At 56.1% G+C, this 12,514-nt stretch carries 9 protein-coding genes and 1 riboswitch; of the genes, 7 read left to right on the top strand and 2 right to left on the bottom strand.

The genetic code is table 11. From position 1 onward, the window contains the following. Positions 1-27 precede the first annotated feature (27 nt). The 4 genes from RBR41_RS03570 (at position 28) to RBR41_RS03555 (ending at position 6,358) form a co-directional block, all read left to right on the top strand. The gene (locus tag RBR41_RS03570) at positions 28-750 is read left to right on the top strand and encodes an ABC transporter ATP-binding protein (protein WP_320351117.1); all 723 of its coding nucleotides are present in this window, start codon (positions 28-30) and stop codon (positions 748-750) included. A 226-nt stretch (positions 751-976) separates the two neighbouring features. Continuing rightward, the gene (locus RBR41_RS03565; protein ID WP_320351116.1) at positions 977-1,702 is read left to right on the top strand and encodes a sulfite exporter TauE/SafE family protein; all 726 of its coding nucleotides are present in this window, start codon (positions 977-979) and stop codon (positions 1,700-1,702) included. Between the two features lie 146 nt (positions 1,703-1,848). Continuing rightward, entirely contained in the window at positions 1,849-3,156 is a 1,308-nt protein-coding gene (gene larA, locus RBR41_RS03560) for a nickel-dependent lactate racemase (protein ID WP_320351114.1), read from the top strand. 568 nt (positions 3,157-3,724) lie between these two features. Beyond that, entirely contained in the window at positions 3,725-6,358 is a 2,634-nt protein-coding gene (locus RBR41_RS03555; RefSeq protein WP_320351112.1) for a pitrilysin family protein, read from the top strand. A gap of 475 nt (positions 6,359-6,833) precedes the next feature. Here RBR41_RS03555 and RBR41_RS03550 read toward each other — a convergent pair whose 3' ends face one another. Then, on the bottom strand, positions 6,834-7,112 hold the full coding sequence (locus RBR41_RS03550) for a hypothetical protein (RefSeq protein WP_320351111.1): 279 nt from the start codon (positions 7,110-7,112) through the stop codon (positions 6,834-6,836). A 130-nt stretch (positions 7,113-7,242) separates the two neighbouring features. After that, positions 7,243-7,425: riboswitch (cobalamin riboswitch) on the top strand. A gap of 211 nt (positions 7,426-7,636) precedes the next feature. Here RBR41_RS03550 and RBR41_RS03545 point away from each other — a divergent pair. The 3 genes from RBR41_RS03545 to nrdG all read left to right on the top strand — a co-directional run bounded on the left by RBR41_RS03545 (position 7,637) and on the right by nrdG (position 10,791). Next, positions 7,637-9,892 (top strand): anaerobic ribonucleoside triphosphate reductase, encoded by a 2,256-nt coding sequence (locus RBR41_RS03545; protein ID WP_320351109.1) that lies wholly within the window; start codon positions 7,637-7,639, stop codon positions 9,890-9,892. 199 nt (positions 9,893-10,091) lie between these two features. Continuing rightward, the gene (gene nrdD / locus RBR41_RS03540) at positions 10,092-10,262 is read left to right on the top strand and encodes an anaerobic ribonucleoside-triphosphate reductase (protein WP_179979357.1); all 171 of its coding nucleotides are present in this window, start codon (positions 10,092-10,094) and stop codon (positions 10,260-10,262) included. Further along, on the top strand, positions 10,255-10,791 hold the full coding sequence (gene nrdG / locus RBR41_RS03535; RefSeq protein ID WP_320351107.1) for an anaerobic ribonucleoside-triphosphate reductase activating protein: 537 nt from the start codon (positions 10,255-10,257) through the stop codon (positions 10,789-10,791). The genes nrdD and nrdG overlap by 8 nt, the downstream gene beginning before the upstream one ends. A 141-nt stretch (positions 10,792-10,932) precedes the next feature. Here the strand turns inward: nrdG and RBR41_RS03530 are convergent, their stop codons facing one another. Next, entirely contained in the window at positions 10,933-12,009 is a 1,077-nt protein-coding gene (locus RBR41_RS03530; protein ID WP_320351105.1) for a bacteriohemerythrin, read from the bottom strand. Positions 12,010-12,514 lie beyond the last annotated feature (505 nt).

Raw genomic sequence — 12,514 nt, 5'->3', positions numbered from 1 at the left:
TTGGAGATATAATGGATATGGTGCAGTATGCTTGAAATTCGTGACCTTCATGTGCGCTATGGCGGCATTCAGGCCGTGCAGGGTGTGAGCCTCAAGATTCCGCGCGGCAGTATAGTGACGCTCATCGGAGCCAACGGCGCGGGCAAGAGCAGTATTATCCGTTCCATCGCAGGGCTGAACAAAAACGTGACCGGCGAGATTCTGCTCACCAGGCACGAAGGCGAAGCCCCGGCGTCCCTTATGGGCCTCAAGCCCGAAGATATGGTACGGCGGGGTATCTCGCTCTCACCCGAAGGGCGGCGCATCCTGCCGCATTTGACGGTGGAGGAAAACCTGATGCTCGGCGCGTACTCCCGCAGCGACCGCAAGGAAATCGCGGACGACATCGAGTGGGTGTACACGCTCTTTCCCCGGCTTAAAGAACGCAGCTGGCAGAAGGGCGGCACCCTTTCCGGCGGCGAACAGCAGATGCTGGCAGTGGGGCGGGCGCTCATGAGCCGTCCTGACCTGCTGATGCTTGACGAGCCGTCTCTTGGCCTGGCTCCTCTACTGGTGCGCGAGATTTTTCAAATCATCAAGCGCATCAATGCTGATGGCAAAACCGTGCTTTTGGTCGAACAGAATGCCTATGCGGCACTTTCCGTAGCGCACTATGCCTACATTCTTGAAGTGGGCCGGGTGGTACTGGAAGGGCCGGGCAAGGAACTGCTGGAAAACCCCAAGGTCAAGGACGCCTACCTCGGCGGCTAGAACAACGCACCTTGAAATGTTTTGTGGAGGAGCCTTTTGCAAAAGGGCTCCTCCCGCTCCCCTCACAAAAACCTTTATGGTCTTTCAGTTTAGCTCAAAAAGTTTCCAGATTTGACGCGGGAATTTTTGGAGCCGAGCTTCCTGACACCGCGCCATCCCGGAGGTTATCTGCACCGGATGGGGCAGGCTACGTCCCTCTAATCTTGCGCAGAACCTGGGGTCGGCCGTGATATACACGCTCATTGCCTTATGCGGCATTGCGGCCGGAGCCGTGAGCGGGGTTGTGGGCACTGGTTCATCCATAATTTTGCTGCCAATACTGAGTCTGGCCTTTGGCCCCAAGGCTGCCATCCCCATCATGGCCGTTGCTTCAATTGTGGGCAATGCCTCGAGGGTGGTCGCCTGGCGACGCCAGATAAACCTCAAGGCCTTTGCCTGTTATTCGCTGACGGCCGTGCCTGCTGCGGTGCTGGGTGTGCGTACGCTTTGGATTATGCCTGCGGACATTTCCAACCTGTGCATCGGCCTTTTCTTTTTTGCACTCATCGGGTTGCGGCGGGCCAGCCGTACGCACGGTATGCGCCTGGGGCCTTGGCAAGTGGCGTTGGCGGGGGGCATTGTGGGCTATCTCACGGGAGTTGTGTATTCCACAGGACCGCTGACCGTGCCCATTTTTGCCGGATTCGGGCTGGTAAAGGGCGCGCTGCTTGCCACTGAGGCGGCCGCCTCCATAGCCGTGTACCTTGCCAAGGCTCTGGCTTTTGGGGCTGTGGGTGGGTTGCCTCTGTCCGTACTGGGCAATGGCCTTGCGGTGGGGGCGGCGCTGGCGGTGGGTACTTTTCTGGGTAAACGCTTTGTGCTTGGCCTGTCTGAAGCGACCTTTCGGCTTCTTATTGATATCATGCTGGCCTGCGCGGGCCTTGTGATGACGGGTAACGCGCTGTTTGCGTAGCGCTGATGCCGCCGGAACCGGACTTTTGCCGCTTCACAAAACTCTGCATGAGGCATAACAATTCCAGAGCGAACTGCGTGATGGCAGAATCATCCCGAACAAGCCACGCGCTGTATTTGCGTACAGCAACTAACAGGACACGACTCATGGCACAGCATTACATGAAATATGGCGACAGGGAATTTTTAGTGGAGCTTGGCAACGGCCTTATAGCGGCTGAACTGCATTCCAATGCAGTTGCGCTGCCTAAAAAGAGCGCGCTGGAGCATATTAACGATGCTCTGGACAACCCCATTGGTTCACCCAGGCTTGAAGAAATGCTCAAACCCGGTCAGACCGTATGCATTATCGTGCCTGATTCCACGCGTTTGTGGCAGTCGCCCAATGTCTACGTTCCTGCCGTGGTGGCCCGCCTGAACAAGTGCGGCATCCGTGATGCGGACATCCGCATCCTCACGGCCACAGGCTCGCACCGTCCCATGTCACGTGAGGAACACATCGCCATTGTGTCCGAGGATATTTACAACCGCATTGGCGTTGTTGACCACAAATGCAGGGAATCGGCGGATATGGTCAAGGCTGGCGTCACCAGCCATGGCACCGAGGTATGGTTCAACCGCATTGCTATGGAATGCGACCATATCATTCTGACTGGCGGCGTGGTGTACCACTTTCTGGCCGGATACGGCGGCGGCCCCAAATACCTGCTGCCCGGCATAGCCAGTTATGAGACCATCCAGAGGCACCACAATCTGGCCCTGAACAAGGGCTTTGGCAGCGGCTCCAATGCCGCCGTGCGCAGCGCCAATATGGAAAACAGCAATATTTTCCATACTGATCTTGAAGAAGCCGCGCTGCTGGCCAAGCCCAGTTTTCTGCTCAACGTGGTGGTGGACGACAATTACAACATCATCAAGGCCGTGGCTGGCGACATGGTGCAGGCCCACCGCGAGGCCTGCGCCCTGGTTGACGCCATCGACGGCGTCAATGTGGCCGAGCGCACGCCTCTGGTCATTGCCAGCGCTGGCGGCGCACCCAAGGACATCAATTTTTACCAGACCATCAAAACCCTGGCCAACGCCCTTGCGGTGGTGAGTGAGGGCGGCACCATCATCATCCTGTCAGCCTGCACCGAAGGTTTCGGCAGCCCGGATACCGAGCGCCAGATTCGCGATTTTGACACTATGGAGGCGCGCGAAAAAGACCTGCGCGAGAATTTTTCCATCGGCAGCTATGTGGGTTTTCTGTTCGCGGAATCGGCGGAAAAGCACAATCTCATCATGGTCTGCTCCATGGCTTCGGCGGATTTTGCCAAAACAAAGATCCACACTGTCACAACCCTGGACGAAGCCCTTGCGCTGGCAAAAAAACTTAACGGCGGCATTGATATGCGCGCGACTCTGCTGCCCCACGGGGCCAATACCCTGCCCAAACTTCAGGCTGCCAGTCGCTAGCGCGGTTTTATTTTGAAATGCTTAGTGGGGGAGGGTCTTTTTGTGAAGCAGAAATACTTTGTGGGGGAGGGACCCTTTTGTAAAAGGGTCTCCTCCCCCACGCCCCCACCCCCTAAAACTTTTATTGTAACTTTTTGTGGTTCAAAGATATTTTTGTGTGAGGGGCGGGCAGCGCCTTCCGAGTATCACGTCATGTAACAACCACCCCAATGCGTCTTTGCTCGCCGCAGGCCTTTGTAAATACTCATCGCAACGGAATGTGGTTGGCCCGGTACGTGTTGGCGTGGGCTTTTACGGCGGGTGCAACAGGCCCCAGTGGCCGGTTGGCCTGGCAGCGTGGAGGGGTATAGTACCGTCCTTCCAGAAACGAGCCGATGGCCTGATACGCGCGTGAGGACCTTGGCGCTTGCTTCATGGCGCGTTGAGAACTAGTATAAAAAACGGGGCTGTGAAGTCCCGTTTTTTTTCATCCCTGCAAGGTTGTTCCTTCATGCCGCCCACAATGGGCAGCATGATGCTGAAAAGCCTGACATCAACAAGCGGCTGCGGCCGCAGCGCAGGAGGTTTCATGCGGCGCTTTTTCTCATTGGTGGTTCTGGCTCTCGTGCTGGTTCTGTCATCAACGGCCCAGGCGGCCAGTGGCGAGGCGGTTCGCAAGGACGACCGCATGCTCACACGCCTGCCCAACGGGCTTACAGTCTATATTGTCAAGGATGCGCGTTTCCCTCTGGTGGCCACGCGCCTTTATGTCCGCACCGGATCAGCCAATGAAAAGCCGGAGCAGGCGGGCATAAGCCATATGCTGGAGCATATGGTTTTCAAGGGAACCGAGCACAGGCCCAAAGGCCAGGTTGCCCGCGATGTGGAGGCCCTTGGCGGTTACCTCAACGCTGCGACCAGCTTTGACAAGACCTGGTACATGACCGACATGCCCGCCGCGCACTGGCGCACAGGCATGGACGTGGTCAAGGAAATGGCCTTCCAGCCCTCCCTTGATCCCAAGGAACTGGAATCGGAAAAAGAGGTGGTCGTTTCCGAACTGGAGCGCGATCAGGATTCACCCATGAGCAGGCTGTTTGAAAGCCTGCAAACGTCGGCTCTGCAGAACACGGTTTACGGTCGCCCCATCATCGGTTTCAAGGACACCATCCGCGCCATAACGGCGGACGACCTGCGCGCCTATGTGCGGCACTGGTATCAGCCGCAGAACATGCTGCTCCTTGTGGCGGGCGATATTGAGCCGGAAGCCGTGCTGGCCTACAGTCAGAAACTTTTTGGCGGGCTGACCAACAGCGGCGAACTTGCCGAAACACAGCCCATAAGCCTGGCCGATGCTTCGGGCGGCCCCCGCGTGGAGGTTGTCCACGGCCCCTGGAACAAGGTGTATATGGGAATGGCCTTTCCCGCGCCCGGACTGCGCGACCTGCGGTCTGTCGATCTTGACGTGCTTTGCTATCTTTTGGGCGGCGACGGCACTTCAGAGCTGTACCGCAAGTTCAAGTATGAAAAGCAGATGGTGGACAGCATCGGCATGGGCAACATGAGTCTGGCGCGGGCCGGGCTTGTGTACCTGAGCGCGCAGCTTGATGTGGAAAAGGTGGAACCTTTCTGGCGTGAATTGACCAGGGATATGGCGACGCTCAAGGCTGAAAGCTTCAAGCCAGAAGCCATCGCGCGCGCCAGGTTCAACCTTGAAGACAACATGGACCGCGCCGGTGAAACGCTTAACGGCCTCGCTTCGTGGCTGGGCACCGTGCAGTTTGAACTGGGCGGCGAACAGGCCGAAATGAACCTGCGTTTTGCCCAGCGCAATGTGGATACGGCCCAGTTGGCGCAAGCGCTGCAGCAGTGGATCAATCCCCGGCAGGCCCGAGTGCGCGTGTTGGCCCCAGAGGGCGCCAAGCTGCCTGACCTTGAGGCCATATTGCAGCAAAACTGGCCAGGAACCGATGGCGACCATGCGCAAAAGGCCCGCGCCATGAAGGCGGGCGAGCGCGAAGTGGTGCAACTGGGCGAAGGCCGCACCCTTATTCTCTTACCTGACGCAACCGTGCCCTATGTGGCCATGGATATGATGTTGCCCGGCGGAAACGCCCTCCTCAAGCCCAACCAGCAAGGGCTCGCCGGTCTCACTGCCCGCGCCCTGACAACGGGCAGCGGCAAGCTGGATGCCCAGGCAATGGAACGGTTTTTTGCTGACCGCGCGGCAGCCATCGACGCCAGCGCCGGACTGCAAAGCTTCACCCTGTCCGTCACCGGCCCGGCGCGCTTCAATGCGGACTATTTTTCCATGCTGACAGAAGTGCTGCGTAGCCCGCGCTTTGAAGAAAAAGAAATACGCCGTGAGGCCGACAGCATGAAGGCCGCCATCCGGCAACGTGCCGACAGGCCCACGGCATACCTGTTTTCCCGGCTCAACGGCTTTCTTTTCCCGGGGGGGCAGCCCTACGGTTATGACGGCCTCGGCAGCACGGAAATTCTGGATCGTCTGACAGGCAAGGAAGTACGCGCGTTCTGGCAGGAACAGCTGGGACAGCCGTGGGTTCTTTCCGTCTCTGGCGATTTTGACCGCGAAGCTGTGCTGGCCTTTGCACGTTCCCTGCCCGTGCCCAAAACGCACATTGCCGCGCCCGGCGCTCCAGTATGGGGGCAGGACAAAAAGCTTGATCTGCATTTGCCCGGCCGTAACCAGGCCCACGTGCTGCAGACATTCAAGGCCGTGCCGCCGACTCATGAGGACGCGCCTGCCCTCATGCTGCTCCAGTCTGTCCTTTCGGGCCAGAGCGGGCTGCTGTTCAGCCAGTTGCGTGATGTGGAAGGGCTTGGCTACACGGTGACGGCGTTTTACCGCAGCATGCCCGAAGCGGGTATGATGGCTTTTTATATTGGCACCACACCGGACAAGGTGGAGCAGGCCCAAAAAGGCTTTGCCAAGATAATTGGCGACATCAGGGAAAAGCCTTTGCCCGCCACGCTGCTGGAAGCCGGGGCCAACCGGCTGCTGGGCGCGTACTACCGTGACCGGCAGAGCCTTGGATCCCGGGCGGCGGATGCCGCCAGCGACGCCTTGCTGGGGCGGCCCTATGATTTTGAGCGGCAGCTCATAGAAAAGGCCGCAAAGCTGACTCCGGCCCAGGTGCAGGCAGTGGCGAAAAAGTATCTGGACGAGGCCAATGCCTACAACCTTGTGCTCTTGCCCTGACAGCATCCCCTGCAGGGTTGAGCGTACACGCGAACCCTGACACGCACACTGACAAAAAACCTCCGGCCCCAGGCCGGAGGTTTTTTGTCTGATGGCTAAGAGCGACCGTTTGAAGTTTTTTTGTGGGGGAGGGACCCTTTTGCAAAAGGGTCTCCTCCCCCACGCCCCCACCCCCCAAAACTCTTATTGCATGTTGGTATGGTGGAAAAGGGTATTTGGGAAGCACTGATTAAAGAGCCTCCTGGAAACGCGCAGTTGTTTCGTTTTGGCAAGGCATGCGGGTTTCTCCACGCGGGGCAGGCAAATCGGCGGGCAAGGCATGGGAGGGGGGACGCCTGATTGCCAGCCGCGCTGCACAGCGCATATCGGCGGGCAAGGCATGGGCGGAAAGCCCGGCCATCTCCGATACGTGCGGCAGACCGATGTTACACGGCTGGAGTAAGATCATTTTACCAGTTATTTACGCATAATTAGCTTAATTAATTAAATTTTGTGCGTTGCCTTGCCGCTTTTTGGTAATATTTATTGAAAAAATATGCCCCGGCAATAATGGCAAATGGTGCGGTTTTCCAGAGGCCGTATCTGCAAAGCCGCAGTTGCCAAGGGTTTGATCAGCCTTGAAATCGTCAGGGCAGTGCGCTAGATTGTTGCTCGCACCTAGGGAGTAATCAGCCAACCATATAAAAGGCTGCGGAACTTTCAATGGCGGTTCCGGCAGTGTATTTTCGGGCAGGGTATAGCTCGCGCCCAGCACTTTTTTGCGGCCTTTTTTTGGGTTTGAGTGGACGCTTTATAATAAAATTTATCATTAAAAACTGCACTGTTCCCACGAGACTAGGAAGCCTTTTTTGCTTGCCCCAATTGACATGATGCAGTTCTTTTGAGATTTTCTAGACATTGAAAGCGCCCTATGGGCTTAATAGAGAATCCCGTGAAAAACGGGAGCGGACCCGCCGCCGTAAGCCGCACAAACGCCGCCTTTCTTCATGCGCCACTGGGGCAATGCCCTGGGAAGGCCGAAAGGTGGTCGGCAAGCCGGAAGACCTGCTTTCAACAATACCCCAACGGCTGTCGGGTATAATCCCTAACAGTCATACTATGGATTGTCGGCACGGGGCCTTTGCCGGCCAATCCTTTGCGGGAACGACCTGTTCCCGGCTACAGGCTTGCCCCTGGGTTTACTTTACCGCCCCATACGTTACTGGTGTCCCCTTCGTTCGTTTTGCGAACGAACTTTTTTCACAGTTGTTTTCACAGTTGTTATGGGAGTCTTCCTCCATGCCCGCCAGCATCACTAAGCGCGATGGCACGGCAGTGCCTTTTGATTCTGTCAAGATTCTCAACGCCATTACCAAGGCCAATCAGGCCGTTGGCGGTGAGGATATGTCCCCTACAGACCTTTTGTTTGTCACCGAAAAAGTGTGCAAAAAACTGGATGCCCGCAGCCTCAAGCACGTTGAAGAAATTCAGGATCTTGTTGAAGAAACGCTGATCCAGTACGACTACGCCAAGACGGCCAAGGCATACATACTGTACCGCGCCGAGCATACGAAAATCCGTAATGCGGAATCGTATCTCATGGATATCTATAAAAAACTTACTTATTCCCCGGCCCTTCACGAAGACATCAAGCGCGAGAACGCCAATATTGACGGCGATACCGCCATGGGCACCATGCTCAAGTACGGATCCGAGGGTTCCAAGTACTTTATCGACAACTACATTCTGCCCAAGGATGCCTCGGCCGCGCACATCAATGGCGACATCCATATTCATGACAAAGATTTCTACATGCTCACGGAAACGTGCTGCCAGATAGACCTTATCCCGCTGTTTAAAAACGGGTTTTCCACCGGGCACGGCTATCTGCGCGAACCCAACGCCATTGAAAGCTATTCGGCTCTGGCCTGCATAGCCATCCAGGCCAACCAGAATGAAATGCACGGCGGTCAGAGTGTGCCGCATTTTGACTTTGCCATGAGCGAAGGCGTCATTAAAACGTATCGCAAGGAATACGAAAGGGCCTTTAGCTCCTTTGTACGTATTGCCATGCATATGAAAGCCCAGGACGCGGCGGCTTTTACCGAAAAACTGCTGGCCAGCGTTGATCTGTGCCCGCGCCTTGGCAATATGGAAGAATTTGGCCGCAAGCTTGATCAGGTCGTCGCAGCGGACCAGAAGGCCATGATGGGCGAAGCCCATGCCTATGCCGCTGAAGAAGCCCTGAAATATACCGAGCGGCGCACCTATCAGGCCATGGAAGCTCTTATCCACAACCTGAACACCATGAACTCGCGCGCAGGAGCCCAGGTGCCTTTCAGTTCCATCAACTATGGCACTGACACCTCCGCCGAAGGGCGCATGGTGACGAAAAACCTGCTCAAGGCCACCAAGGCGGGCCTCGGCAACGGGGAAACATCCATCTTTCCCGTGCAGATTTTCAAGGTGAAGTCCGGGGTCAATTACAATAAAGAAGATCCCAACTACGACCTTTTTCAATTGGCCATTGATGTTTCAGCCATGCGGCTGTTCCCGAACTTCAGTTTTCTGGATGCTCCGTTCAACCTGCAGTACTACAAGCCGGGCGACTACAACAGCGAAGTGGCCTATATGGGCTGCCGCACAAGGGTTCTCGGCAACGTCTATGACAAGGACAGGCAGGTGACCTGCGGACGCGGCAACCTGAGCTTTACCTCGATCAATCTGCCCCGGCTGGGCCTTGAGGCCCAAGGCGATGTCCAAAAGTTCTTTGCTCTGCTGGACGACAGGATTGATCTTGTTTTTCGGCAGCTTATGCACAGGCTCAAAATCCAGAGCTCCAAAAAGGTGCGCAACTATCCCTTCCTCATGGGCGAGGGCATCTGGCTTGACTCCGAAAAGCTGGGCTGGGACGACAGCATTGAAGAGGTACTGAAGCACGGTACGCTCAGCATGGGCTTCATCGGCCTGGCTGAAGCCCTCATGTCCCTGCTCGGCAAGCACCATGGCGAAAGTGAAGAATCACAGAAGCTCGGCCTTGAAATCATCGGCCATATGCGCAAGCGCTGCGATGACGAGTCGGAAAAGACAGGTCTGAACTTCTCGCTCATCGCCACCCCGGCGGAAAGCCTCAGCGGCCGCTTTGTCTCTCTGGACAAGGGCAAGTTCGGCAGCATTCCCGGTATTACGGACAGGGATTACTACACCAATTCCTTCCATGTGCCCGTGTACTGCCATATCAAGGCATTTAAAAAAATCGAGATTGAGGCTCCATACCATGAGCTGACCAACGCAGGCCATATCACCTATGTGGAGCTTGATGGCGATACCTGCAAAAATCCTGAAGCCTTTGAGCGCATTATCCGTTTCATGCACGACCATGGCGTGGGCTACGGCTCGGTCAACCATCCGCTTGATCGTGACCCCCTGTGCGGATATGTGGGCGTGATCAATGACTGCTGCCCACGGTGCGGCCGCAAGGAAGGCGAGGGCGTCAGCGCCGAACTTCTTGACGAACTGCGCAAAAAGTATCCCCATATTCCCCAATGGAGCTAGGGCTGTTCGCCCTGGAACCGCGCAGTCGCCTGCGCGGGTGAGCGCCCGCAGCTGGAATGCCGGTGCGGCGCGGTGGTAAAAAATTTGAGAGTGCAAATTCTCAAAACGAAAAATTCATGTTGCTTGCTGTTGTGGCGGCCGCTCCGGCGGCCTGCCTGAACCCCATACTTATTATTTATTACGTGCAAGGAGAAAGTCTATGTTGATGAAATCGCGTTTGTTTGACGAAGTGAAGCCCGCGCAGAAGCTGGTGGGCCAGGGCATGACCTTTGAACGTACCCGCCGCATCACCGGCTACCTTGTGGGTACGCTGGATCGCTTTAACAATGCCAAGCGCGCTGAGGAACATGACCGGGTCAAGCATGCCTAATGAGGCGTCTTCGCAACCCATGCGCCTGTCCGGCATTGTGGATGAATCCATAGTGGACGGCCCGGGGTTGCGATACGTTTTGTTTACTCAGGGTTGCCCGCACCGCTGCAAGGGGTGCCACAATCCGCAGACGCACAGCTTTGAGGGCGGCTTTCTCTTTACAGTGGAAGAGGCGCTCAAGCAGTTTGACGAAAATCCTTTGCTTGCGGGAGTGACCCTTTCCGGAGGCGAACCATTTGCCCAGGCGGCCCCCTTGTGCTCAGTGGCACAGGGGGTGCGCGGCAAGGGCAAGACCGTGATAACCTACACGGGCTATACTTTTGAAGATTTGTGGCGGCGCGCCCATGATGATATCTGGACAGCACGCCTGCTGGATCTCACTGACCTTTTGATTGACGGCCCGTATATGGAAGAATTGCGCGATCTGGAGTTGCACTTTCGGGGAAGCTCCAATCAGCGTCTTTTGAGTAAAAAAGACCGTGAACATATTGCGGCCGAGCTTGAAAAGCCTGATAAACCTCCCCTGTAGCACCAGAGAGTAGCAGCGTTTCGTTTCAATATTTGACCATGAATAAAGCCCGCCATTGGCGGGCTTTATTCGTGATTTTTAGTGCGTTTCAACTTTTTCAAAGCTAATCCGTTCCAGATGCTCCGGCAGATGTGGCAATGTTCAGTCCTTGCGCTCTGCGCCCTCTGCTGCGCTGTCGTCCGTTTTCAGCGCTATGCCGTGATGCTTCGCCACATAAGGGGCAAAGGGCACATCCATGCCCTGGATGTGCTCAATGAGCCATGTCTTTAAAAAATCCAGCAGGGTCTGATCCACATCAGCGCTGCCTTGCAGCAGCGCTTCGCGAAAGAGCATGATTTTATTTTTAAAAGACTGATGTTCCTCAAGATGTTTATTGCACAATGGGTAGTCGGTGTAGGTAAAGAAGACTTCTTCGGTAGTAAAGTGGGTAAAGGCGTACCCGGCCAGTGCATCGAGAATTTCCAGAAGAAGGGCGGAATCGCTGCCTTGCCGAAGGCCATTGTGCAGCCTGTTTACGTATGAAAGCAGCAGTTTGTGTTGACCGTCAATAACGGGAACCCCGGTGGAATAGCTGGGCGTCCACTGAAAGAACTCTTCTTCCCGCGCCGTTTCGTTCTGAACGGAGGAGGCAGGCGTATCACCAAGAAAGGCGTTCATCTGGGCCAGGTAGTTTTCGCAATATTCCAGTTCTGCCGCAACCTTGTTCAGCCATTGGGTGGTGAGTCCGCCAAAGAAAGTCGTTTCCGCAAGTTCCGGGCAAATACCGGCAAGCTTGCGTTCCTGCTCTGCCTGATCGGCCGACAGCAGGCGCAGTTTGCGTGCAGCTTCGCGCAGGCTGTCCTTGGTCATGACCTGGCCGGACATGGCAAGCGTGTATTTCTCATGGCATTCGGCGGCATCCTGCCGCATTTTGTCCAGGTCGCGCCTGGCAGAGGCGAGCTCCCTTGTATGGGCCTCGCCCTGTGCGGCCATAAGCTCGGCCATGTGGCACAGAGCCCCGCAATCTGTGGCAGGGGGTAGGCGGAGTGCACCGGGCTTTCTGAGGCTGCTGCAAATGGTCTTAAAAGGCTTGAGCAGGTTCTGGTAGAGTAGAAAAAGCCCGCCAAAACCGCAGGCAAGCCCTGCCGTGCCCGCAGCATAGGACAGGGGAGGGGAGAGGAGCAGCCCCAGTGCGCTGATGGCTGGCGAAACAGCTAAAAGAATAAAAAAAGCAGGCATGCTCGATCCTTGAGTCATGGCGGTTTTTGGCTGCGGAGGAATTTCAGAAGGCATTTCTGACAATGGTTCCAATAAAGCAGCCAGCCCGTTGGTGTAGCGGCCGGAATGCCCTGTTGTTCCAGGCTTTGGCGTGGGGACTGCCCGCCGTGACCGGTGAAACCTCACTGGCCACGGCGGGTGTGGAAAGGAACCTGCCGGGCGAACGGCTGGTACAGTCTTTGACAGAGCACCATTGAGAGTCTGCTTGCGGTAGAATCCACGCTATGTTGTGCCGCGCCGCCTCTTGTGCCAATTTTAGAGCATTTTAACTTTGAAAAAGTGTAAATGCTCTAACGCTGCACTTTCGTGCAGCGCGCCACAACGTGGCGTGGATTCAGCCGAGCTTTGGCCGTTGCGACGAAGGAAGCTACGGCCAAAGACAGCAATTGGTTAATAGAATGCGCAGCCTGCTGCTGGCTGTCGCAAATCGCATTTTTCGGCTGAATGAACACTATGAAATGTTAAG

This window comes from Desulfovibrio sp., from assembly GCF_034006445.1.
GTDB lineage: Bacteria > Desulfobacterota > Desulfovibrionia > Desulfovibrionales > Desulfovibrionaceae > Desulfovibrio.
This window is presented reverse-complemented; position numbering and strand designations above follow the sequence as displayed.